The organism is Pseudomonas sp. NPDC090752 (genome assembly GCF_055584805.1).
Genome location: NZ_JBVJLI010000019.1, coordinates 87,531 through 109,101 on the forward strand (window position 1 = coordinate 87,531; position 21,571 = coordinate 109,101).

The window sequence follows — 21,571 nt, forward strand, 5'->3', positions numbered from 1 at the left end:
CTCATGCTCGATTTGTACCTGTTCCAACTGCTCAACGGCTTGGGGTTGGGGATGATCTACTTCCTCATCGCCGTGGGCCTGACGATCATTTTCGGCCTGCTCAACTTCGTCAACTTCGCCCACGGCGCGTTCTTTCTGCTCGGCTCATACCTCTGCTACACCGCCGTCGCTGTCACCGGCAACTTCTGGCTGGCCTTGCTGATCGCCCCGCTGGTGGTGGCGGCGCTGGCCTGGGTGGTCGAGCGCCTTTTGATCAAACGCATCTACCACTTGCCGCACACCTTCCAGATCCTGGTCACCTTGGGGATAGCACTGATCATCCAGGAAGCTTCGGTGCTGATCTGGGGCCCGGTAGGCAAGAGCATCGCGGTGCCGCCAGAGCTGCGCGGGGTACTGATCCTCGGTGACTTCATTTACCCGTACTACCGCTTGTTCCTGATTGGCTTCGCCGCATTGATCGGCCTGGGCCTGTGGCTGCTGCTGGAACGCACCCGCTTCGGCGCCTTGGTACGCGCCGGCAGCGAGAGCACCGAAACCGTATCGCTGCTGGGCACCAATATCTTCCGCTTGTTCTCGCTGACCTTCGCCCTGGGCGTGGGCCTGGCCGGTGTCGCGGGCGTGCTGTTCGCACCGCTGCGCGGCGCCCAGCCGTTCGTCGGCCCGGAAATCCTCGGCATCGCCTTCGTGGTGGTGGTGATCGGTGGCATGGGCTCGTTCGGTGGCGCTCTGGTCGGCGGGCTGCTGGTGGGCGTGGTGCAAAGCATGATGACCAGCCTCTGGCCACAAGGCGCCAGCTTGATGATCTACGGCGCCATGGCCGCAGTCATTCTGGTCCGCCCCTATGGCCTGTTCGGGAGAGCATGACGATGAGCGAGAAGAATCCATTGCCCGTGGCCCATGGCCGCGCCCCTGCCCTGCTGTTACTGGTCATCATCAGTTTGGTGGCGCTACCGCTGATACTGCCGTCGGCCACCCTGGCCACCGAAATCCTGATCTTTGCCCTGGCGGCGCTGGCCTGCAACCTGTTGCTCGGCTACACCGGCCTGCTGTCGTTCGGCCAGGGCATCTTCTTCGGCGTGGGCGCTTACGGCGCTGCGCTGCTGATGATCCACCTCAAATGGGGCATGTTCAGTGCCTTGCTTGGCGCGGCGCTGTTCGGTGCCTTTCTGGCCTTGCTGGTCGGGGCTCTGGCGATTCGCCGCAAGGGCATCTACTTCGTGATGCTGACCCTGGCCTTCAGCCAGATGGCCTATTTCCTGGCCTACACCCTGAGCGGCTGGACCGGAGGCGACAACGGCCTGCTCGATGTCCCACGGCCGAACATCGAGATCGCCGGCCATGTGCTGGTCGACCTGGCTGACCCCCGCCACTTCTATGTGTTCGTCGCGGTGCTGTTCCTGCTGATCTTCGCCGGCGCGCTGCGGGTAATCCGCTCGCCATTCGGCAGCACGCTGCTGGCGATTCGCGAGAACGAGACCCGCGCCGCCGCCATCGGCTACGACACCCGCCACTTCAAGATCCTGGTGTTCATGCTGTCCGGCGCCATCACCGGCATTGCCGGGGCGCTGTACGCGATGCTGTTGCACTTCGCCCCGCTGTCGAACATCGACCTGATGATGAGCGAGAACATCCTGATCATGACCATCGTCGGCGGCACCGGCTCGTTGTTCGGTTCGCTGCTCGGTGCCGGCGCCATCGTGGTGTTGGGCGATGTGCTGTCGGAGCTGTGGCCGCGCTGGCTGATGCTGCTGGGGGCGATCCTGATCCTGGTGGTGGTGTTCATGCGCGGCGGTTTGTGGGGCGGATTGGCCGCACTGGGCAAACGCCTGACGTCGCCGCGTGGCGCTGCCGACAAATCCGCAGCCAAGACAGAGGAGACCCTGTGATGAGCGATTACCTCCTGGAAACTCGCAACCTGGAATTGGCCTACGGGCCGTTCAAGGCGGTCGCAGGCGTCGACCTGAAGGTCCAAGCCGGCACCATCCATACGGTCATCGGCCCCAACGGCGCCGGCAAGACCAGCCTGTTCCACTGCCTGACCGGCGAACGCCAGGCCACCAGCGGCAAGATCCTGTTCAACGGCAAGGACATCATCCGCAAGCCGTCCCACGGCCGCGTGGCGCTGGGCATGGCGCGCTCGTTCCAGCTCACCAGCCTGTTCCAGAACCTGTCGGTGCGCGAAAACCTGCGCCTGGCCGCCCAAGGCCGCGACGGCCTGGGCGCGCTGAACTTCTGGCGCAGCGTGGAGCACAAGCGCAGCCACTGGAACACCGCCGACCAGGTGCTGGAGCGCCTGAAGCTGACCGCCCGCGCCGACACCCTGGCCGGCGAGCTGTCGCACGGCCAGCAACGGGTGCTGGAGGTGGGCATGTCGATCTGCGCCAAACCGACGCTGCTGATGCTCGACGAGCCGACTTCAGGCATGGGCATCGACGACATCCCGGTGATGACCGACCTGATCAGCGACCTGGGCCGCGACCATACCGTGCTGTTGATCGAGCACAACATGAGCATCGTCATGTCGATCAGCCAGCGCATCACCGTCATGAGCCACGGCCAGATTCTGGTCGAGGGCACCCCGGAACAGGTGCGCAACGACGCCCGCGTGCGCACCGCCTACCTTGGAGAGGCCGCCTGATGCTCAACGTCGAATCAATCCATTCCTACTACGACAAGAGCCATGTGCTCGAAGGGGTTTCGCTGCAGGTCGGTGCCGGCGAGCTGGTGACGCTACTGGGGCGCAACGGTGCCGGCAAGACCACCACCCTGCGCAGCATCCTCGGCATCGTCCGCCCGCGCCAGGGGCAGATCAGTTTCAACGGCCAGCAGCTGGTCGGCCGCGAAATCTTTGACATCGCTCGCCAAGGCATTGCCCTGGTGCCGGAGCATCGCGGCATTTTTCGCCAGCTCAGCGTCGAGGAAAACCTGAACATCGCCGTGCGCAAGGGCAGCCGCTGGCAGCTCAAAGACGTCTACGGCATGTTCCCGCGCCTTGAAGAGCGTCGCCGCAACGGCGGCTTCGCCCTCTCCGGCGGCGAACAACAGATGCTGGCCATCGCCCGCGCCCTGCTCAACGACCCCAAGTTGCTGATCCTCGATGAGCCCACCGAGGGCCTGGCTCCGGTGATCGTCGATGAACTGGTGAAGATCTTGCGGCGGATCAAGGGCGAAGGCCTGTCGATCCTGCTGGTGGAGCAGAACCTGATGGTCTGCGACGCCCTCGCCGACCGCCACTACGTACTCGAACAGGGCCGTGTGGCTTACCAGGGCAGCGCTGCGCAATTCCGCGAAGACCCGAGCATCAAGAACCGCTACCTGGCCCTGAGCGCCTGACAGGAGAATGCCCATGAACACCCGCATCGATCCCTCGCAGCACCTGCTCGGCCAAGGCGCGCTGATCAGCCGCGAGCGCCTCTGGCAATCGCTGATGGACCTGGCCAAGCTCGGCGCCACCGCCAAGGGCGGCGTGTGTCGCCTGGCCCTGACCGACCTTGACCGCCAGGCCCGCGACTTGTTCGTGCGCTGGTGCACAGAGGCCGGCTGCACGGTCAGCGTCGACGCCATTGGCAACATTTTCGCCCGACGCCCGGGGCGTAACCCGGCCTTGGCGCCGGTGATGACCGGCAGCCATATCGACACCCAGCCCACCGGCGGCAAGTTCGATGGTTGCTACGGGGTAATGGCCGGGCTGGAGGTGATTCGCACCCTCAATGACCTGCAGCTGACCACCGAGGCGCCGCTGGAGGTGGTGGTGTGGACCAATGAAGAAGGTTCGCGCTTCCCGCCGTGCATGATGGGCTCTGGCGTGTTCGCCGGTAAGTTCGGCCTGCAGGAGACCCTGGACAAGGTCGATGACCAGGGCCTGTCGGTCGGCGCGGAATTGACGCGCATAGGCTACGCCGGCCCGCGCGTGCCCACCGGGCATGCCGTGGGCGCCTACTTCGAAGCGCATATCGAACAAGGCCCGGTGCTCGAAGACCAACGCACCACTATCGGCGTGGTCCAGGGCTGCCTGGGGCAGAAGTGGTTCGACCTGGTGCTGACCGGCGTCGAAGCTCACGCAGGCCCTACGCCGATGCACCTGCGCAAGGACGCCCTGGTCGGCGCCGCCGAAGTCGTCGCGGCGGTCAACCGCGTGGCCCACGCCCACCAGCCGCATGCCTGCGGTACCGTGGGTTGCCTGACCCTGCACCCAGGCTCGCGCAACGTCATCCCCGGCCAGGTGCACATGACCCTCGACTTGCGCCACCTTGACCCCGAGCACTTGGCCGCCATGGTCGCCGAGGTACGTCAGGCGATCGCTGCCAGCACAGCCAAACACGGGCTGAGTTTCGAACTGACGCCAACCGCCGATTTCCCTCCGCTGTACTTTGCCGAGCAGTGCGTTGACGCCGTGCGCCAGGGCGCGCGTGAGCTGGGCCTGAGCCACATGGATATCGTCAGCGGCGCCGGCCACGACGCAATTTTCCTCGCCGAGCTGGGCCCGGCCGGGATGATCTTCGTGCCGTGCGAAGGCGGCATCAGCCACAACGAAATCGAAAACGCCGCGCCACAGGATTTGGCCGATGGCTGCGACGTGCTGTTGCGGGCCATGTACCAAGCCGCCAACCAGGGAGCGTATTGAGATGCCCGGTAAAACCTCAATCGGTGAATTCACCGCCGTCGAATTGCTCGACCTGTATCAGCGCCGCCAGCTGTCACCCGTCGAGGTGATCGACGACGTGCTGGCCCGCATCGGCCTGCACAATCCGGCAGTCAACGCCTACTGCCACGTGGACGGCGAAGGCGCCCGCGGCGCTGCCCGCGCCAGTGAGCAACGCTGGCAGCGCGGTGAGCCGTGTGGCCGCCTGGACGGTGTGCCCGCGTCAATCAAGGACCTCACCCTGACCTGCGGCATGCCCACGCGCAAAGGCTCGCGCACCACGTCGGCTGCTGGGCCGTGGGAGGTCGATGCGCCCCTCACCGCGTTCATGCGTGACGCCGGCGCGGTGCTGGTCGGCAAGACCACCACACCGGAGTTTGGCTGGAAAGGTGTGACCGACAACCCGTTGTACGGCATCACCCGCAACCCTTGGGATACGCGCATGACTGCCGGCGGCTCATCCGGTGGTGCAGCGGCTGCCGCCGCGCTGAACCTGGGCGTGCTGCACCAAGGCAGTGATGCCGGCGGTTCGATCCGTATCCCCTGCGCGTTCACCGGCACGTTCGGCATCAAACCCACCTTCGGCTACGTGCCGCAATGGCCGGCCAGCGCCATGACCGTGCTCTCACACCTCGGGCCCATGACCCGCACCGTCGACGATGCGGTGCTGATGCTCGACTGCGTAGCCCGTCCCGACGCCCGCGACGGGCTGGCCGGGGCGGCTCGGCAGGCACCGTGGCTGGGCAAGCAGCAGGATCTGCGAGGCCTGCGCATCGCCTACAGCGCCGACTTCGGCTACGTCCAGGTCGATCCGCAGATACAAGCGTTGGTGGCACAAGCGGTGCAGCGCCTGGCACGGTTGGGGGCGCAGGTGGAGGAAGTCGACCCAGGCTTCGCTGACCCGATGGATACCTTCAATACGCTGTGGTTCGCCGGGGCTGCGCGGCTGGCAAGCGCCTTCAGCAATGAGCAACGGGAGCTGCTCGACCCTGGCCTGCGCTGGATCGCCGAACAAGGCGAGCAGATCAGCCTGAACGCGTACACCCAGGCGCTGGAGGCGCGGGGTGAGTTGATTGCGCGGATGAATGCCTTCCACCAGCGGTATGACGTGCTGCTGTCACCGATGCTGCCGCTGACGGCGTTCGAGGCGGGGCACAACGTGCCGCCGGGGTCGGGGATGGGGCAGTGGATGGAGTGGACGCCGTTCAGCTATCCGTTCAATTTGACTCAGCAGCCGGCAGCGTCGGTGCCGTGTGGGTTTACCCGGGAGGGGTTGCCGGTGGGGTTACAGGTGGTGGCCGGGCGCTTTGCCGATGAGCACGTGCTGCGGGTGTGCAAGGTGTATGAACAGCACTATCCGAGCCAGCATTTGCAGGCGCCGATAGTTAGCTGAGATCCAAGTTTTGTGTTGGCCTTCCCGGCCCTTTCGCAGGCAAGCCCACTCCCAGAATGACCGCAGCGCGGCGAAATCTGTGGGAGCGGGCTTGCCGCGAATGGCCCGCGCAGCGGGCCCGGCGATTTCAGCCCAGACGCCCGGCCGGAGCATACGGCGCCGGATCAATAATCGGCTCCGCCCCCGTCAACAGGTCCGTAAACAACTGACACGAAGCCGGCGCCAGCACCAGCCCATTGCGGTAATGCCCACAGTTCAACCACAACCCCTCATGCCCTGGCACCCGCCCGATGTAGGGAATGCCTTCAGGCGACCCCGGTCGCAGCCCGGCCCAGTGCCCCACCACCGTGGCATCCTTCAATGCCGGCAGCAGTTCCACCGCCGAGGCCTTGAGGCTTGCCAGCGCATCCTCGGTCGGCGTCTTGTCGTACCCGGCATGCTCCAACGTGCTACCGACCAGAATATGCCCGTCCCGGCGCGGAATCGCATAGCGCCCCTTGGCCAGCACCATGCTCGGCAAAAAGTTCTCGGCACACTTGAACAGAATCATCTGGCCCTTCACCGGTTCCACCGGCAGCGCCAGGCCGAGCGTGCGCAACAGGTCGCCGCTCCAGGCGCCAGCACTGAGCACCACCTCATCAGCCGACAGCACGCCATCTTCTGTCTGCACACCAGTGATGCGCCCGCCTTCATGAGCGAAGCCGGTAATCTGGCAGTTTTCGCGCAAGGTCACGTTGGGCAAGGCGAGCAGCGCCGCCTTGAGCGACTTCACCAGCCGTGGATTTCGCACGTTGGCCACGCCAGCCATGTAGATGGCACGCTTGAAACCGGGGCCCATCACCGGGACCGCGTCGTAGGTCGCAGAGATATCCACAGCACTGAGCGGCCGCCGCTCGCGCTCCGCCCAGGCCAGGGCCTCGGCCTCGTCGTCCAGATCGAGCCAGTACAAGCCGGTGGTATGGACCTCAGGGTCGATACCGGTGCTGGCGAACAGGCGCTCGCCCAGCTGTGGATAAAAGTCCTGTGACCAGTGCGCCAGCGCGGTGACTGCCGGGCTGTAGCGCCAAGGGTACAAAGGCGAAACGATACCGCCGCCGGCCCAAGATGACTCGCGGCCCACTTCGCCCTGATCGCACACCACCACCTGGCCAACCTTCGCCGCCAGGTTGAACGCCGTCAGCAGGCCGATCACGCCGCCACCGACCACCACTACTCGCTTGCTCATCTGTCGATCCAACACCTGAAGTAAAACCGCGATGCACGGGCATCATTCAACCTTCAGCTTCCCCAACAGCGCTCGCTGGCCTCGGTGCCGCCAGGATTGCTCTGCACGCCAGCCTGGTCGAGCTGAAAATCACCACAGCGATCTTCGGCCATCAGGCCATGCGGCAGCCGCCGTGCGCGCAACGTGAAGGTGTCGCTGCCGCGTTGGGCCTGCAGGCTGTAGTGACGGTTGGCGGTGGGCAATGCCGGATCGCCCTCGGCGTACTGACCCGTGCGCACGCGATGGCGCTCCAGGCGCAAAGCGGCGTCATGCAGCAGGCCAACCACTTCGCTGCGTGCGGCTCGCCTGAGCTGGTCGCTGTAACTGGGGTAGGCAATGGCTGCCAGAATGCCGGTGACGGCCACGACAATCAACAACTCGATCAGGCTCAGGCCCTGCTGCATGTCAGTCTTCCTTCAGTCTTTGCCGCCAGAGAATGCGCTGGGGGACCTGTGCTTGAGCAGCCGGGACGGCATAGACCGTTTCCAGCACCTGCCTTGCCGCGAGCTGACGGCTTACGGCCGTGACGCGGTACAGCGTGACCGGCTCATCCTCCGGCATGTGCAGGGCACGCGTACTTACGCCCAGGTTCTGCAGTTGGAAGAATCCGTCTTTGCTGGCTTGCCATCGCCCATCAAGGTCATGGGGGCGTGCAGGTGGTAGGCAGACCTGGCACAAGGCTGGCGGCGCACGTAGCACCTCGTCCTCAGCGGCCTGCAACGTGACCTCTGCCTGTTCAAAGGCTTGCAAGCTGTCGCGTAAGTAGCCACTCATGCGTGTCTCCACCAAGGCATCTCGCAGGGCGGATGCCGCCAGCAGGCCAAGCAATAGGCTCAGAACCAGCGCCAGCAGGAGTACCATGCCACGCTGACGCTTCATGGTCGGGCCTGCGGGTTGCGCACTGCCACGCTGAGGTCGTAGCGCTGCTCGATATCCAACGTCGGCTCGTACAAGGTCAGAGCAATATCGACCCGCCCGCCCTCCAACGTCTGCACGTGTTCGAAACGTAGTTCGCGCACATGGTCGATCAGCGGCTGGAAGCTGGCCTTGCCTCGCTTGAGACTCAGCGTGGTCCCCGCGAGTTGATAGATATGTCGGCTAACCGCATACGACAAAGGTCGCTCGTTGCTCTTGGCCAGGTCCTCGCCAACCCGCACGTCGCGAATGCAGTCTGTTTGCAACGTCCATTCCGGCGCCCCGGCGTATCCGGGAAGCTCCGCCACTATCAGGGTCAGGCTGGTCGACCCTACGTGCAAAGGGTGAGCAAAAGCATCCCGCGAGGCCGAGTCTTTGAAGTCACCCGGTTTCAGGCGCAAGCAACCGAACATGCCGGCCATGCGAATATCCTGGGCGATACGCAGCAACACCAGCCGGGCATCTGCCTGCATGAGTAGCGCCGCGCCCTGCAACCGCCAGCTGTGGTGGGCGGAAACGAATAGCCGGCTGGCCGCCGTGAGCAGCATCAGCCCAATGGCAAGCGCCAACATGGCTTCGACCAGACCGAAGCCTCTGTGCCTACGCCTCATGGCTGGCGCACCGTGCCTGCAGCCCTGGCTCGCTCATGCAAGGTATGCGCGGCCAGCGCCTCTTGTACCTCGCGATGCGCCGCATCGGTGGCTTGCAATGCCTGGATCTGCAAAGCCGCTGCGGCAAACAAACCCGCACCGACCACCCCCACGGCCAACAAAACTTCCAGCAGCGTCATGCCCCGTTGCCTTGCGTGCATCCCTGCACCTCCTGCGACTTTTCCCGCGATGGCTTGAAACCTGGCCGACTGGACCTCTTGTCCGGTGAGCCTGAAGCTAAGCCAAGCACTTCCAGGGAGGAATGCACGATGAAGCAACAGGGCGTAACACTGATACAAATGATGTTCGCGTTGGCCATAGCAACGTTGCTGACACAACTTGGCATGCCGGCCTACGCCAAGTTGAGCGATGACCTACACAACGCGGCCGTGGCCCGCGACCTGGCCCAGGCGATGCGCAGCGCACGCAGCCATGCCGTCCTGCAAAGTCAGCCGGTACTGGTGCAACCTTTGGAAAAAGATTGGGGGAAAGGTTGGCAGGTGATGCTGGAGCATAACCATCAGATATTGCGTGAGCAGCGGCTCCCACGGCCCGTGCACATCGCGGCCAATATTGGCGGTCAAGTCAGGTTCAGTGCGCTGGGCGTTCCAATGAATGGCCACCGTGGCTGGCTGAGTGGCAGGCTGGAGCTCTGCGAGAAAACCGCCGGGCCAAGCCAGTACCGGGTGGTACTGGCAAGCAGCGGCAGGATCAGCCTGCGCACGAATGAACCGGAAAAGTCCCTGTGCGCAGGCCCTTGATCAGATCAGCGAGCGAACCCGCAGCTCTTTGGGCATGGAGAACGTGATGTTCTCCGGGCGCCCGTCCAGCTCTTCGGCGCCGGTAGCGCCCCAGGCCTTGAGCTGGTCGATCACGCCACGCACCAGCACTTCGGGGGCCGAAGCGCCGGCCGTGATGCCGATCCGTGCCGCCTGGTCGAACCAGCCGCGCTGCATGTCTTCGGCGCCATCGATGAGATAGGCCGGGGTACCCATGCGCTCGGCCAGCTCACGCAGGCGGTTGGAGTTGGAGCTGTTGGGGCTGCCCACCACCAGTACCACGTCGCACTCGCCGGCCAGTTGCTTGACGGCGTCCTGACGGTTCTGAGTGGCGTAGCAGATGTCGTCCTTGCGCGGGCCGCCGATGTTCGGGAAGCGTGCGCGCAGGGCATCGATGACACGGCTGGTGTCATCCATCGACAGCGTGGTCTGGGTAACGAAGGCGAGATGGTCCGGGTCGCGCACTTCCAGCTGGGCGACATCGTCCTCGTCTTCGACCAGGTAGATGGCGCCGCCGTTACTGGCGTCGTACTGACCCATGGTGCCTTCGACTTCCGGGTGCCCTTCGTGGCCGATGAGAATGCACTCACGGCCATCGCGGCTATATTTGGCGACCTCGATATGCACCTTGGTCACCAGTGGGCAGGTGGCGTCGAACACCTTCAGGCCACGGCCAGCGGCTTCCTGGCGCACGGCCTGGGAAACACCATGGGCACTGAAGATGACGATGACGTCGTCCGGTACCTGGTCCAGCTCTTCGACGAAGATGGCGCCACGGTTGCGCAGGTCTTCCACCACGAACTTGTTGTGCACCACTTCATGGCGCACATAGATCGGCGGGCCGAAGACTTCCAGCGCGCGGTTGACGATCTCGATCGCCCGGTCGACCCCGGCGCAGAAGCCGCGAGGGTTGGCGAGTTTGATTTGCATGCTCGGCTCCAGGCTTACAGGGCCTTCACCTCGAGGATCTCCACCTCGAAGGTCAGGGTCTTGCCAGCCAGTGGGTGATTGAAGTCGATGGTCACCTGGTCGTCATCAAATGCTTTGACCACACCCGGCAGCTCGGTGTTGGCGGCATCGTTGAAGATGATCAGCAGCCCCTCGGACAGCTCCATGCCCTCGAAGTTGGACCTCGGCATGACCTGCACATTCTGTGGATTGGGTTGGCCGAAGGCATTCTCCGGGGCCACCACCACTGTACGCTTGTCGCCAGCCTTGAAGCCGAACAACGCGCTTTCGAAACCCGGTAGCAGGTTGCCGTCGCCGACCTTGAAGGTGGCCGGCGCCTTGTCGAACGTGCTGTCGACGGTGTCGCCGTTTTCCAGGTGCAGCGCGAAGTGCAGGGTGACTTCGGTGTTCTGGCCGATACGGGTGTCAGTCATGGACCGGGTCCTCGGACTTCTTGCTCTTGAACATGTCCAGCGCCAGCATCACCGCACCAACGGTGATGGCGCTGTCGGCGATATTGAAGGCTGGGAAGTAATGGGTGTTCTTCCAGTGCACCAGGATGAAGTCGACCACATGGCCAAGCACGACGCGATCGTACAGGTTGCCAATGGCCCCACCCAGCACTAAGGCCAGTGCCACCGCCAGCCAGGTCTCGTTGCGCCCCAGGCGCTTGAGCCAGACCACCAGCACCGCACTGACCGCCATGGCGATCAGGGCGAACAGCCAGCGCTGCCAACCGGCACCATCGGCGAGGAAGCTGAACGCTGCACCGGTGTTATAAGCCAGGGTCCAGCTGAAGTAGTCGGGAATGACGACGATCTGCTGGTACATGGTCAGGGCATTGTTGAAGTACAGCTTGGTGGCCTGGTCGAGGACCAGGACCAGCAAGCTCAGCCACAGCCAGGGAAGGCGCCCGAAGCGCCCTGCCGAAGGGTTAGGCATAGTGGCGCACCTCACCGGAGCCGCTCAGGTTGTCGACGCAACGGCTGCAGATTTCCGGGTGCTCCGGGTGGCTGCCGACGTCGGCGCGGAAGTGCCAGCAACGGCCGCACTTGGCGTGGCCGGACTTGCCCACTTTCAGCTTGAGACCTTCGACTTCGGTGGCCACGGCTTCAGCCGGCGCCTGTACGAAAGGCACCACGCTGGCAGCGGAGGTAATCAGTACGAAGCGCAGCTCGTCGCCCAGCTTGGCCAGGTCGGCGCTCAGGCCTTCATCGGCGAACAGGGTGACTTCGGCCTGCAGGTTGCCGCCGATGACCTTGGCGGTACGCTGGTTTTCCAGTTCCTTGTTGACCGCGGCCTTGACTGCCATCACGCGGTCCCAGTAGGCACGGTCCAGCTCGGTGCCTTGCGGCAGTTCGCTGAGGCCTTGATACCAACCGTTGAGCATCACCGACTCGTTGCGCTCGCCCGGCAGGTACTGCCAGATTTCGTCGGCAGTGAAGGCCAGGATCGGCGCAATCCAGCGCACCAGCGCCTCGCTGATGTGGTACAGCGCGGTCTGGCAAGAACGGCGGGCGACACTGTTGGCACCGGTGGTGTACTGGCGGTCCTTGATGATGTCGAGGTAGAAGCCACCCAGCTCTTGCACGCAGAAGTTGTGGATCTTCGAATAGACGTTCCAGAAACGGTATTCGCCGTAATGCTCTTCCAGCTCGCGCTGCAGCAGCAGGGCACGGTCCACCGCCCAACGGTCCAGGGCGATCATTTCTTCCGGCTTCAGCAGGTCACGGGCCGGGTCGAAGCCAGACAGGTTGGAAAGCAGGAAGCGCGCGGTGTTGCGGATACGGCGGTAGGCGTCGGCGCTGCGCTGCAGGATCTGCTCGGAAACGGCCATTTCACCGGAATAGTCGGTGGCCGAGACCCACAGGCGCAGGATGTCGGCACCCAGGGTGTTATTGACCTTCTCCGGCTCGATGGTGTTACCCAGCGACTTGGACATCTTGCGGCCGTTCTCGTCCACGGTGAAACCGTGGGTCAGCAGCTCGCGGTACGGGGCGTGATTGTCGATGGCGCAACCGGTCAGCAACGACGAATGGAACCAGCCGCGGTGCTGGTCGGAGCCTTCCAGGTACAGGTCGGCGCGCGGACCGGTGGCGTGGCCGATGTCGTGCGAACCGCGCAGCACGTGCCAATGGGTGGTACCGGAGTCGAACCAGACGTCCAGGGTGTCAGTGATCTTGTCGTACTGGGCGGCCTCGTCACCGAGCAGTTCGGCGGCGTCCAGCTTGAACCAGGCCTCGATGCCTTCTTGTTCAACGCGCGCAGCCACGGCGTCCATCAACTCGACGGTGCGCGGGTGCAGCTCGCCGGTCTGCTTGTGCAGGAAGAACGGAATCGGCACGCCCCAGTTACGCTGACGCGAAATGCACCAGTCCGGGCGGTTGGCGATCATCGAGTGCAGGCGCGCCTGGCCCCAGGCCGGGACGAACGTGGTGTCTTCAATGGCCTTGAGCGCGCGTTCACGCAGCGGCTCGCCGGTGGTCGGCTGCTTGTCCATGCCGACGAACCACTGCGCGGTGGCGCGGTAGATCAGCGGAGTCTTGTGGCGCCAGCAGTGCATGTAGCTGTGGCTGATGGTTTCGGTGTGCATCAGCGCACCGACTTCGCTCAGCTTGTCGACGATGGCCGGGTTGGCCTTCCAGATGAACTGGCCGCCGAAGAACTCCAGCGACTCGACATACACGCCGTTGCTCTGCACCGGGGTGAGGATGTCGTCGTTGACCATGCCGTAGCGCTTGCAGGTGACGAAGTCGTCTTCACCGTAGGCAGGTGCGGAGTGAACCACACCGGTACCGGCGCCCAGTTCGACATAGTCGGCCAGGTAAATCGGCGACAGGCGGTCGTAAAACGGGTGGCGGAAGTTGATCAGCTCCAGGGCCGAACCAGGCGCGGTAGCGATCACCGAACCTTCCAGGTTCCAGCGCTTGAGGCAGGATTCAACCAGCTCTTCAGCCAGCACCAGCAGACGCTCGCCGGTATCGACCAGGGCGTACTTGAACTCTGGGTGGATATTCAGCGCCTGGTTGGCGGGGATGGTCCACGCAGTGGTGGTCCAGATCACGATCGCGGCGGGCTTGGCCAGCGAGGCCACACCAAATGCGGCGGCCAGCTTGTCGGCGTCGGCAACCGGGAAGGCCACGTCGATAGTCTGCGATTTCTTGTCGGCGTACTCGACTTCAGCCTCGGCCAGGGCCGAGCCACAGTCGAAGCACCAGTTCACCGGCTTGAGGCCCTTGAACACGAAGCCTTGCTTGACCATTTCGGCCAGGGCGCGGATTTCACCGGCCTCGTTGGCGAAGTTCATGGTCTTGTACGGGTTGTCCCAGTCACCCAATACACCCAGGCGGATGAACTCGGTCTTCTGCCCTTCGATCTGCTCGGCGGCGTACTCGCGGCACAGTTCGCGGGTGCGGTCGGCGGTCAGGTGCTTGCCATGGGTGACTTCGACTTTGTGCTCGATCGGCAGGCCGTGGCAGTCCCAACCCGGCACGTAAGGCGCATCGAAGCCCGACAGGGTCTTGGAACGGACGATCATGTCCTTGAGAATCTTATTCAGCGCATGACCGATGTGGATCTTGCCGTTGGCATAGGGCGGACCGTCGTGCAGGACGAACTTCGGACGATCCTTGCCAATTTCGCGCAGCTTCTGGTACAGGCCAATGCTGTCCCAGCGCTGCAGAATTTGCGGTTCGCGCTGAGGCAGGCCGGCCTTCATGGGGAAGGCGGTGTCCGGAAGGTTAAGCGTGGCTTTGTAGTCGGTCATTTCAGGCTCTTGGTTAGCGGTTGAGCGTGCCAATGTGCACGTGCGGCGGCGATATCCGCATCGATCGCCGACTTCAGCGCCTCCAGGGAGGCGAATCGCTGCTCTTCACGCAGCTTGTGGTGGAATTCCACCGTCAGGCGCCGGCCATACAGATCGCCGGCATAATCCAGTAGATGAATCTCGAGGTGCGGGCGGCCGTCACCGGCCACCGTGGGACGCACCCCGATGTTGCCAACGCCCGGCCAGGCCTTGCCGTCGATCTCGATACTGGCCAGGTAGACCCCGGACAACGGCACACGGCGGCGCTTGAGCTGGATGTTGGCGGTGGGCGTGCCGAGCTGGCGGGCCAGCTTCTGGCCATGCAACACACGCCCGGTAATGCGGTACGGGCGGCCCAGCAAGTGCTCGGCGAGTTCGAAGTTGCCCTGGGACAGCGCCTTGCGCACTTCGGTGCTGCTGACTCTCAGGCCGTCCTGGATCACCGTGTTGGCGGCTTCGACGGTGAAGCCATACTGCTTGCCAGCCTCGATTAGAAAGGCAAAGTCGCCAGCGCGGTCACATCCGAAACGGAAGTCGTCGCCCACTTCGAGGTGGCGCACGCCGAGTCCGTCAACCAGGATCGCCTTGACGAATTCGTCGGCGCTGAGTTTGCTCAGGCGCTGGTTGAAGGCCAGGCACAAGACCCGGTCGATACCTTCGGCGGCCAGCAGCTCAACCTTGTCACGCAAGCGCGCAAGGCGAGCTGGCGCGGTGTCGGGGGCGAAATACTCGCGCGGCTGCGGCTCGAAGATCACCACGCAAGTCGGCAGGCCCAATTCCTGGCCGCGCTCGCGCAGGCGCGCCAGGATCGCCTGGTGGCCACGATGAACCCCGTCGAAGTTGCCAATGGTGGCGACACAGCCCCGGTGCTCGGGGCGCAGGTTGTGAAGACCTCGAACCAGCTGCATAACGCGCTTCTTGCTCATAAAGTGGCCGATTATAACCACACCCGGGCGCTGGTGACAGGCAGCAGCGCCTGGGTGCAGTGTGGAAGATGAAAAACCGACGCCTGACCCGCCTTCTACTTCAATGCAGCGCCTTGCGGGCGAAATGCCGAGGCCTGAAGCCGCACAGGTACAGGCAACCGAAATACGTCACGATACCGGCCGCGATCAACGCGCCCAGGCGCATGAAACGTTCGAACATGTTGCCTTGTTCCCAGGCCGGCAGGTAGTGCATGCCCACCAGCAGCACCGCGACCATCAAGGTCACGGCCAACACCAGCTTGAACAGGAACATCGTCCAGCCCGGCTGAGGCTGGAACAGCTGCTTGCTGCGCAACTTCCAGAACAGCAGGCCGGCATTCAGGCAGGCGCCAAGGCTGATCGCCAGGGCGAGGCCGGCGTGCTGCAGCGGGCCGACCAAGGCCAGGTTGAACAATTGGGTGCAGACCAGGGTGAAGATCGCGATACGCACGGGGGTGCGGATATTCTGCTGCGCATAGAAGCCCGGTGCCAGCACCTTGACCAGAATGATCGCCAGCAGGCCTACCGAATAGGCGATCAGGGCGCGCTGGGTCATCGCTGCGTCGAAGGCGCTGAATTTGCCGTACTGGAACAGCGCGACGGTCAGTGGCTCGGCCAGAATCGCCAGTGCCAGGGTGCAGGGCAGCACCAGCAGGAAGCACAAACGCAGGCCCCAGTCGAGGATCCGCGAATACTCCTCGCGGTCCTTGTTGGCGTAGGTCTTGGCCAGGGTCGGCAGCAGGATGGTGCCCAGCGCCACACCGAGCACCCCAGAGGGCAGCTCCATGAGCCGGTCGGCGTAGTACATCCACGACACCGAGCCGGCCACCAGGAAGGAGGCAAAGATGGTGTTGATGATCAGCGAAATCTGGCTGACCGAAACGCCGAGGATGGCGGGCAGCATCTGTTTGAGCACCCGCCAGACGCCGCTGTCACGCAGGTTCAGGCGCGGCAGCACGAGCATGCCGATCTTCTTCAACGCCGGCAGCTGGTACAGCAACTGCGCCAAACCCCCGGCCAGCACGCCCCAGGCCAATGCCATGATCGGTGGGTCGAAGTACGGCGTGAGCAGCACGGCGAAGATGATCATCGCCACGTTCAGCAGGGTCGGCGTGAAAGCCGGGACCGAAAAGCGGTTCCAGGTATTGAGGATCGCCCCGACCAGGGACGACAGCGAGATCAGCAATATATAAGGAAAGGTCACCCGCAGCAGGTCGGTGGTCAGCTGGTATTTCTCGGCATTGTCGACAAAACCCGGCGCGGTGGCCCAGACCACCCAGGGCGCGGCGAAGATGCCGATCACCGTGACCAGGGCCAGGACCAGCGTCAGCAGGCCGCTGACATAAGCGATGAAGGTACGTGTCGCCTCTTCGCCCTGCTGGGTCTTGTATTCGGCCAGAATCGGCACGAACGCCTGGGAAAAAGCGCCCTCGGCAAAAATTCGCCGCAGCAGGTTAGGCAACTTGAAGGCGATGAAGAAGGCGTCGGTGGCGACGCCGGCGCCGAAAACACGGGCCAGGATGGTGTCGCGCACGAAGCCCAGCACCCGGGAAACCATGGTAATGGAGCTGACTGCAGCCAAGGATTTGAGCAGGTTCATCGAAAAGATTCACGCCAAGGGCAGAGGACGCTGCCAGACAGCGTCCGAATGTGCGATACTCCCGCGCCTTCGCAGGGGAGCCAAAAATTCCCGAGTTTACAGGTCGTACAGCAGAAAGGAATATTTCCCTCCTGTTGGTGCGCCGCTCGGCGGAACCTTGCAGGTGGCCTTGACATCCGATCAAGTGATCGGCATGATTCGCGGCCTATTTTGTTTGCTATTTACCTAAAGTCTTTCGAGGAGCTCGACGGTGGCCAACACACCTTCCGCCAAGAAACGTGCAAAACAGGCTGAGAAGCGTCGCAGCCACAACGCCAGCCTGCGTTCCATGGTCCGCACCTACATCAAGAATGTAGTTAAAGCCATCGACGCAAAAGACGCCGAAAAAGCGCAAGCCGCTTACGTTCTGGCTGTACCAGTAATCGACCGTATGGCCGACAAAGGTATCATCCACAAGAACAAAGCTGCTCGCCACAAAGGCCGTCTGAATGGCCACATCAAGGCGCTGAAAGAAGCTGCAGCTGCCTAAGCGACGCTTTAGTCGAAAAACCGACCCTAGGGTCGGTTTTTTATTGCCTGCGATTTATACCGGGCGCGTACAGTAGTTGAAAAAAGGGGCTGCACCTGGCAGCCCCTGATCCATCACTTGGCGATCTGAATCTTTGGCGCCCACTGCAGCCAGGCATCTTCTGGCTTGTCGAACAAGGCAAAGGTCTGCTGCGGCCGCGCCGGGTTGCCCATCTGCTCCCCATCAGGCGTTGCAAACGCGATGCCGCCATCGATGAGCGTCTCCAGCGACTCGGTACGCACAGTAGCACCCTTGAACAGCCCCCAGTCGAAACCAAAACCACTGCTGTTCCAGAACCGGCTGCCGCCACGCACCAGGGCTGCGTAGCGTGGCTCGATCAAGATATGGATCAGTACGCGGTCTGCGGTTTGGCCCAGCTCGAAACCGGTTACCTTGCCCACCGCCACTTCACGGTAGGTGACTGGCACGCCAGGCTTGATCGACCCACGCCGTGGAGCGCTGAGGGTCAATGGCAGGCCGACTTCCACACCCGTAACCTCAGGCGCACCGGCGAGGGCGATGAAGTCGCGCTGCGGGCCTTTGTCCTTCACCGCAGGCTGTACCTCCAGGTATTGCCCGCCAATCAACGTATCGAGGTTCTCGGTGCGCACCAGGCCAAGCGCCGGCTTCACTACCCAGAACTGCGTCCCGGCCCGTGCGATGCGGTCTGCCGATTCAGTGATACGCGCACGTAGCAGCACCGCCTGCAGGTCCTTGGTCAGGTCGACGCTTTCGATACTGCCCACATCCAGTCCGCGGAAACGGATCGGCGTACCTGGTTTGAGACCATCGGCACGGTCCACGCGGATAGTGATCAGCGTACCGGCGCGGTTCACCGCCTCCTGGCTGTCATGCAGGCGGAAGCGTGGGATATGGCGCTTGAGCGCCACGTTCGGCGTCGGCGTATCAAAGGCGATACCACCGGCCATCAGGGTCTGCAGCGATTCACTCTTGATCTTGATGCCTGAAAGACCGCCCGTGAGGGTAATGCCACTGACATTCCAGAAGCGCGAGGAGCCGTTGACCAGGTTCTCGTATTCTTTCTCGATGTGCACACCGATCAGGATGCGATTGCTGTTGCGGGCGAACTGGTAGCTCTGCACGCTACCCACCTTGACCTGGCGGTACATCACTGGGCTGCCGACCTCCAACGAACCGAGGGTATCGGCGAACAGCACCATGTGCAGGCCCGGCGCCTTGAGGTCCAGCGGCGGCGCCTTGGCCCGCGCCTCGAACTCGCGCTGGGGCGTGGCACCCTTCTCCCCTGGACGGATGGCAATATAGTTACCCTTGACCAAGGCTTCGAGGCCGGTGATACCTGCCAGGGAAATAGAAGGTTTGACCACCCAGAACTGCGTGCCGTCGACCAAGTAGTCTTCAGTCAGCGGGTCCAGGGTCAGCTCTGCCATGGCGCTGCCGAGATTGTCTTCCATCTTCAGGGCTTTCAGCGAGCCGACCTGAATACCTTTGTACATGACCGGTGTGCGTCCGGCCTGCAGCCCCTCGTAGTCACTCAGCTTGACCTTGACGCGGATGCCCGCCTGAGCTGCGTCGAAGTCTTCGTAGAGGCGGAACGGCAGGCTCGGATCGGTGGGCGGGCTGTCCATCCGATGCTCGGGCGTGGCGAAAGCGATGCCACCAGCAACGATGCTGGACAACGACTCGCTGCGTACCTTCACCCCCGACAGCCCTGCGTCGATGCTGATGCCACTGGCGTTCCAGAACCGGGTGTGTTTGCGCACCAGGCTGGCGTAGGCCGGCTCGATGAACACTTTGACTTCGACCGTGCTCTGATCTTCGGACAGGCGATAGCTCTTCACCCGACCCACCTGAATCTGCTTGTAGAACACCGGACTGTCTCGATTGAGCGACCCTAGGCGTTCGGCCTTCAGGGTAAGGTGCAGGCCAGGCTCACTGTCAGACAGCGGCGGCGCCACCTTCAAGGCGGTGAAGCGCTTGGTGCGCTCACCCTCACCAGGGCTGACCGCAATGTAGTTACCAGAGACCAGTGTCTCAAGCCCGGTGATGCCGGCCAGCGTGACACTCGGTTTGACCAACCAGAAGCGCGTGCCCTTTGTCAGGTGAGGCTCTGCCGCCTTGTTCATCTCGATGGTGGCAATAACGCCCTGCTTCTCGCCAGTGGCGTCGAGCACCAGGCTTTTCACCTTGCCGACCGGCATGCCTTTGTAGATCACTTCAGTCTTGTTGGCGACGATACCCTCACCGCTTTCAAAACGGACCTCGATTTCCACACCCGCATCGCGATAGGCCTGCCAGGCCAACCAGCCGCCGATCATCAACGCGATCAGTGGCAGGATCCAGATGGCCGACCAATTGGAGGCTGGCCGGGTTTTAGCCGTTGGCATGTCACTCATGGTCGTCATCCGACTCCGTGTTGTCCCAGATCAGTCGGGGATCGAAAGTTAAAGCAGCGAGCATTGTGAGAATCACCACAGTAGCGAAGGCGACGGCGCCCAGGTTGGCTTCGACACTGGCGATGCGGCCGAAATTCACCACAGCCACCAGGATGGCGATGACGAAGATGTCCAGCATGGACCAGCGCCCTATGAATTCGATGAAGCGGTACATGAGGATTCGCTGACGCGCCGACAACGGCTGGCGGCGCTGCACCGAATACAGCAGCAGGCCGATGCCCACCAACTTGAACGTGGGCACCAGGATACTGGCGATGAACACCACCGCAGCAATCGGCAGCATGCCGTGCTTGAGCAGGGTAATAACGCCGGACATGATGGTGTCCGGACTGCCCTGCCCCAGGGTGCTCACAGTCATGATCGGCAGCAGGTTGGCGGGGATGTACAGAATCGAGGCGGCAATCAGCAGTGCCCACGTCCGTATGATGCTATTGGGGCGCCTTGCGTGCACGATGGCCCCACACCGTGTGCAGGTCTGGGAGCCACCCTCGAGTTCCTGACGGTTCAGTTCATGACATTCATTGCAGACAAGAATGCCTGCATCAATCGCCCGCATGGAGATCCTCCCCCGACAATGCGCTCCAGATCTGGTGTGGCGACATCACCACCTCCAGCCATACCTGGATCAGCAGCAGGCTGATAAAACAGAACAGGCCCAGGCCTACGGTCAGCTCGGCGAGGTCGACCAACTTGACGATCGCGACCAGCACGCCCATGAAATAGACCTCGAGCATGCCCCAGTCACGCACATGGTGATAGATGCGGTAGAACAGCAGGCCATAGCTGCGCCCCACGTTCAGGCGGATGGTCAGCAGCACCATCAGCTGACACATCAGCTTGAGGAACGGGATGGCCATGCTGCAGAGGAATACCACGACGGCGACGCCGCGCATTTCCGAGTTGTACAGCCCCACCACGCCACTCCACACCGTATCGTCCGAAGTCTGGCCAAGCAGATGCAATTGCATGATCGGCAGGAAGTTGGCGGGCACGAACAGCAGCAGTGCGGTGAGCACCAGGGCCAGGCTGCGATTGACCACGTTATGCCGGTGAGCGTAAAGCTCATAGCCACAGCGCGGACATTGGGCTTTTTCATCATGCTGCAGTTGCGGCTTGCGCATCAGCAGGTCGCACTCGTGACAGGCGACCAGCTCCTCCAGCGGCAACTGCTCTAACGCTTGGGTTTCGACTGGGTTGGGCATCTCGAGATTCTGAATAGGTACGTCGGCTCTATTCTAGTGTTCCAGCTCGAAATGTGGGAGCCGACTTTCCGGCAACGGCACCTGAAAAGACAAAACCCCTACCTGCTCGCGCAGATAGGGGTTTTGCGAAATGAATCTTGACGATGACCTACTCTCACATGGGGAAACCCCACACTACCATCGGCGATGCATCGTTTCACTACTGAGTTCGGGATGGGATCAGGTGGTTCCAATGCTCTATGGTCGTCAAGAAATTCTGTAGCCAGAATGTCCAGATGGACAGCCCAGCGAATTCGGATATGCGATATTTGTGGTTCGTCGCGAACTTTCGGTTCGTTTCGTCTTCACCACCACAATCTGCGTAGCAGATTGCTTGGGTGTTATATGGTCAAGCCTCACGGGCAA

At 62.8% G+C, this 21,571-nt stretch carries 22 protein-coding genes and 1 rRNA gene; 8 read left to right on the forward strand and 15 right to left on the reverse strand.

Annotation, left to right across the window (positions count from 1 at the left end; genetic code table 11):
- Nucleotides 1-3 precede the first annotated feature (3 nt).
- From ACZ6YA_RS21945 to ACZ6YA_RS21970, 6 genes are read left to right on the forward strand one after another with little or no spacing between them, the layout of a single operon-like run.
- Entirely contained in the window at nt 4-864 is an 861-nt protein-coding gene (locus ACZ6YA_RS21945; RefSeq protein ID WP_465899379.1) for a branched-chain amino acid ABC transporter permease, read from the forward strand.
- 2 nt (nt 865-866) lie between these two features.
- The gene (locus ACZ6YA_RS21950; protein ID WP_465899381.1) at nt 867-1,886 is read left to right on the forward strand and encodes a branched-chain amino acid ABC transporter permease; all 1,020 of its coding nucleotides are present in this window, start codon (nt 867-869) and stop codon (nt 1,884-1,886) included.
- Nucleotides 1,886-2,638: an ABC transporter ATP-binding protein gene (locus ACZ6YA_RS21955; RefSeq protein ID WP_465899382.1), complete on the forward strand. Its 753-nt coding sequence runs from the start codon at nt 1,886-1,888 to the stop codon at nt 2,636-2,638. Before ACZ6YA_RS21950 ends, ACZ6YA_RS21955 begins: the two co-directional genes overlap by 1 nt.
- Nucleotides 2,638-3,333: an ABC transporter ATP-binding protein gene (locus ACZ6YA_RS21960; RefSeq protein ID WP_465899384.1), complete on the forward strand. Its 696-nt coding sequence runs from the start codon at nt 2,638-2,640 to the stop codon at nt 3,331-3,333. The genes ACZ6YA_RS21955 and ACZ6YA_RS21960 overlap by 1 nt, the downstream gene beginning before the upstream one ends.
- Before the next feature lie 13 nt (nt 3,334-3,346).
- On the forward strand, nt 3,347-4,624 hold the full coding sequence (locus ACZ6YA_RS21965; RefSeq protein WP_465899386.1) for a Zn-dependent hydrolase: 1,278 nt from the start codon (nt 3,347-3,349) through the stop codon (nt 4,622-4,624).
- A gap of 1 nt (nt 4,625) precedes the next feature.
- Nucleotides 4,626-6,035: an amidase gene (locus ACZ6YA_RS21970; protein ID WP_465899387.1), complete on the forward strand. Its 1,410-nt coding sequence runs from the start codon at nt 4,626-4,628 to the stop codon at nt 6,033-6,035.
- A gap of 127 nt (nt 6,036-6,162) precedes the next feature.
- Here the strand turns inward: ACZ6YA_RS21970 and thiO are convergent, their stop codons facing one another.
- From thiO to ACZ6YA_RS21995, 5 genes are read right to left on the reverse strand one after another with little or no spacing between them, the layout of a single operon-like run.
- Nucleotides 6,163-7,260, reverse strand: a complete 1,098-nt coding sequence (thiO, locus tag ACZ6YA_RS21975) for a glycine oxidase ThiO (protein ID WP_465899389.1) — start codon at nt 7,258-7,260, stop codon at nt 6,163-6,165.
- Between the two features lie 53 nt (nt 7,261-7,313).
- Nucleotides 7,314-7,703 (reverse strand): type IV pilin protein, encoded by a 390-nt coding sequence (locus ACZ6YA_RS21980; protein ID WP_465899391.1) that lies wholly within the window; start codon nt 7,701-7,703, stop codon nt 7,314-7,316.
- 1 nt (nt 7,704) lies between these two features.
- Complete coding sequence (locus ACZ6YA_RS21985) at nt 7,705-8,178, reverse strand: hypothetical protein (protein WP_465899392.1); 474 nt, start codon at nt 8,176-8,178, stop codon at nt 7,705-7,707.
- On the reverse strand, nt 8,175-8,825 hold the full coding sequence (locus ACZ6YA_RS21990) for a PilW family protein (RefSeq protein WP_465899394.1): 651 nt from the start codon (nt 8,823-8,825) through the stop codon (nt 8,175-8,177). Before ACZ6YA_RS21990 ends, ACZ6YA_RS21985 begins: the two co-directional genes overlap by 4 nt.
- Nucleotides 8,822-9,025, reverse strand: a complete 204-nt coding sequence (locus ACZ6YA_RS21995; RefSeq protein ID WP_465899396.1) for a prepilin-type N-terminal cleavage/methylation domain-containing protein — start codon at nt 9,023-9,025, stop codon at nt 8,822-8,824. The genes ACZ6YA_RS21990 and ACZ6YA_RS21995 overlap by 4 nt, the downstream gene beginning before the upstream one ends.
- A gap of 108 nt (nt 9,026-9,133) precedes the next feature.
- Between ACZ6YA_RS21995 and ACZ6YA_RS22000 the strand changes: the two genes are divergently transcribed.
- Nucleotides 9,134-9,625 carry a GspH/FimT family pseudopilin gene (locus ACZ6YA_RS22000; RefSeq protein WP_465899398.1) on the forward strand — a complete coding sequence of 164 codons (492 nt, stop codon included), beginning with the start codon at nt 9,134-9,136 and terminating at the stop codon, nt 9,623-9,625.
- On the opposite strand, the gene ispH is transcribed toward ACZ6YA_RS22000, so the two are convergent.
- The 6 genes from ispH to murJ all read right to left on the reverse strand — a co-directional run bounded on the left by ispH (nt 9,626) and on the right by murJ (nt 16,961).
- Nucleotides 9,626-10,573, reverse strand: coding sequence for a 4-hydroxy-3-methylbut-2-enyl diphosphate reductase (gene ispH / locus ACZ6YA_RS22005; RefSeq protein ID WP_465899400.1), 948 nt, complete (start codon nt 10,571-10,573; stop codon nt 9,626-9,628). It lies immediately after the preceding gene.
- Nucleotides 10,574-10,587: 14 nt separating this feature from the next.
- Nucleotides 10,588-11,025: an FKBP-type peptidyl-prolyl cis-trans isomerase gene (gene fkpB / locus ACZ6YA_RS22010; RefSeq protein ID WP_012270371.1), complete on the reverse strand. Its 438-nt coding sequence runs from the start codon at nt 11,023-11,025 to the stop codon at nt 10,588-10,590.
- The gene (gene lspA, locus ACZ6YA_RS22015; protein WP_465899402.1) at nt 11,018-11,533 is read right to left on the reverse strand and encodes a signal peptidase II; all 516 of its coding nucleotides are present in this window, start codon (nt 11,531-11,533) and stop codon (nt 11,018-11,020) included. Before lspA ends, fkpB begins: the two co-directional genes overlap by 8 nt.
- Nucleotides 11,526-14,357: an isoleucine--tRNA ligase gene (gene ileS, locus ACZ6YA_RS22020; protein ID WP_465899404.1), complete on the reverse strand. Its 2,832-nt coding sequence runs from the start codon at nt 14,355-14,357 to the stop codon at nt 11,526-11,528. Before ileS ends, lspA begins: the two co-directional genes overlap by 8 nt.
- On the reverse strand, nt 14,354-15,304 hold the full coding sequence (gene ribF, locus ACZ6YA_RS22025; RefSeq protein ID WP_465899406.1) for a bifunctional riboflavin kinase/FAD synthetase: 951 nt from the start codon (nt 15,302-15,304) through the stop codon (nt 14,354-14,356). Before ribF ends, ileS begins: the two co-directional genes overlap by 4 nt.
- A 118-nt stretch (nt 15,305-15,422) precedes the next feature.
- Nucleotides 15,423-16,961: a murein biosynthesis integral membrane protein MurJ gene (murJ, locus tag ACZ6YA_RS22030; protein ID WP_465899408.1), complete on the reverse strand. Its 1,539-nt coding sequence runs from the start codon at nt 16,959-16,961 to the stop codon at nt 15,423-15,425.
- A 250-nt stretch (nt 16,962-17,211) separates the two neighbouring features.
- Here murJ and rpsT point away from each other — a divergent pair, with 250 nt between their 5' ends.
- On the forward strand, nt 17,212-17,490 hold the full coding sequence (rpsT, locus tag ACZ6YA_RS22035) for a 30S ribosomal protein S20 (protein WP_003247625.1): 279 nt from the start codon (nt 17,212-17,214) through the stop codon (nt 17,488-17,490).
- 113 nt (nt 17,491-17,603) lie between these two features.
- Here rpsT and ACZ6YA_RS22040 read toward each other — a convergent pair whose 3' ends face one another.
- From ACZ6YA_RS22040 to rrf, 4 genes are all read right to left on the reverse strand, one after another.
- Nucleotides 17,604-19,904 (reverse strand): PqiB family protein, encoded by a 2,301-nt coding sequence (locus ACZ6YA_RS22040; protein ID WP_465899410.1) that lies wholly within the window; start codon nt 19,902-19,904, stop codon nt 17,604-17,606.
- Nucleotides 19,897-20,520 carry a paraquat-inducible protein A gene (locus ACZ6YA_RS22045; protein ID WP_465899412.1) on the reverse strand — a complete coding sequence of 208 codons (624 nt, stop codon included), beginning with the start codon at nt 20,518-20,520 and terminating at the stop codon, nt 19,897-19,899. Before ACZ6YA_RS22045 ends, ACZ6YA_RS22040 begins: the two co-directional genes overlap by 8 nt.
- Nucleotides 20,507-21,166: a paraquat-inducible protein A gene (locus ACZ6YA_RS22050; RefSeq protein ID WP_465899413.1), complete on the reverse strand. Its 660-nt coding sequence runs from the start codon at nt 21,164-21,166 to the stop codon at nt 20,507-20,509. The genes ACZ6YA_RS22045 and ACZ6YA_RS22050 overlap by 14 nt, the downstream gene beginning before the upstream one ends.
- A 135-nt stretch (nt 21,167-21,301) precedes the next feature.
- Nucleotides 21,302-21,417 (reverse strand): 5S ribosomal RNA (gene rrf, locus ACZ6YA_RS22055).
- Nucleotides 21,418-21,571 lie beyond the last annotated feature (154 nt).

Coding starts and splice junctions, on each gene's coding strand:
- ACZ6YA_RS21965 (WP_465899386.1), top strand. CDS start 3,347: ATGAACACCCGCATCGATCCCTCGCAGCACCTGCTCGGCCAAGGCGCG.
- ACZ6YA_RS21970 (WP_465899387.1), top strand. CDS start 4,626: ATGCCCGGTAAAACCTCAATCGGTGAATTCACCGCCGTCGAATTGCTC.
- ileS (WP_465899404.1), bottom strand. CDS start 14,357: ATGACCGACTACAAAGCCACGCTTAACCTTCCGGACACCGCCTTCCCC.
- ribF (WP_465899406.1), bottom strand. CDS start 15,304: ATGCAGCTGGTTCGAGGTCTTCACAACCTGCGCCCCGAGCACCGGGGC.
- ACZ6YA_RS21950 (WP_465899381.1), top strand. CDS start 867: ATGAGCGAGAAGAATCCATTGCCCGTGGCCCATGGCCGCGCCCCTGCC.
- murJ (WP_465899408.1), bottom strand. CDS start 16,961: ATGAACCTGCTCAAATCCTTGGCTGCAGTCAGCTCCATTACCATGGTT.
- ACZ6YA_RS21960 (WP_465899384.1), top strand. CDS start 2,638: ATGCTCAACGTCGAATCAATCCATTCCTACTACGACAAGAGCCATGTG.
- ACZ6YA_RS22045 (WP_465899412.1), bottom strand. CDS start 20,520: ATGCGGGCGATTGATGCAGGCATTCTTGTCTGCAATGAATGTCATGAA.
- ACZ6YA_RS21945 (WP_465899379.1), top strand. CDS start 4: ATGCTCGATTTGTACCTGTTCCAACTGCTCAACGGCTTGGGGTTGGGG.
- ACZ6YA_RS21980 (WP_465899391.1), bottom strand. CDS start 7,703: ATGCAGCAGGGCCTGAGCCTGATCGAGTTGTTGATTGTCGTGGCCGTC.
- ACZ6YA_RS22050 (WP_465899413.1), bottom strand. CDS start 21,166: ATGCCCAACCCAGTCGAAACCCAAGCGTTAGAGCAGTTGCCGCTGGAG.
- fkpB (WP_012270371.1), bottom strand. CDS start 11,025: ATGACTGACACCCGTATCGGCCAGAACACCGAAGTCACCCTGCACTTC.
- thiO (WP_465899389.1), bottom strand. CDS start 7,260: ATGAGCAAGCGAGTAGTGGTGGTCGGTGGCGGCGTGATCGGCCTGCTG.
- ACZ6YA_RS22040 (WP_465899410.1), bottom strand. CDS start 19,904: ATGAGTGACATGCCAACGGCTAAAACCCGGCCAGCCTCCAATTGGTCG.
- ACZ6YA_RS22000 (WP_465899398.1), top strand. CDS start 9,134: ATGAAGCAACAGGGCGTAACACTGATACAAATGATGTTCGCGTTGGCC.
- ACZ6YA_RS21955 (WP_465899382.1), top strand. CDS start 1,886: ATGAGCGATTACCTCCTGGAAACTCGCAACCTGGAATTGGCCTACGGG.
- ACZ6YA_RS21990 (WP_465899394.1), bottom strand. CDS start 8,825: ATGAGGCGTAGGCACAGAGGCTTCGGTCTGGTCGAAGCCATGTTGGCG.
- ispH (WP_465899400.1), bottom strand. CDS start 10,573: ATGCAAATCAAACTCGCCAACCCTCGCGGCTTCTGCGCCGGGGTCGAC.
- ACZ6YA_RS21995 (WP_465899396.1), bottom strand. CDS start 9,025: ATGCACGCAAGGCAACGGGGCATGACGCTGCTGGAAGTTTTGTTGGCC.
- lspA (WP_465899402.1), bottom strand. CDS start 11,533: ATGCCTAACCCTTCGGCAGGGCGCTTCGGGCGCCTTCCCTGGCTGTGG.
- ACZ6YA_RS21985 (WP_465899392.1), bottom strand. CDS start 8,178: ATGAAGCGTCAGCGTGGCATGGTACTCCTGCTGGCGCTGGTTCTGAGC.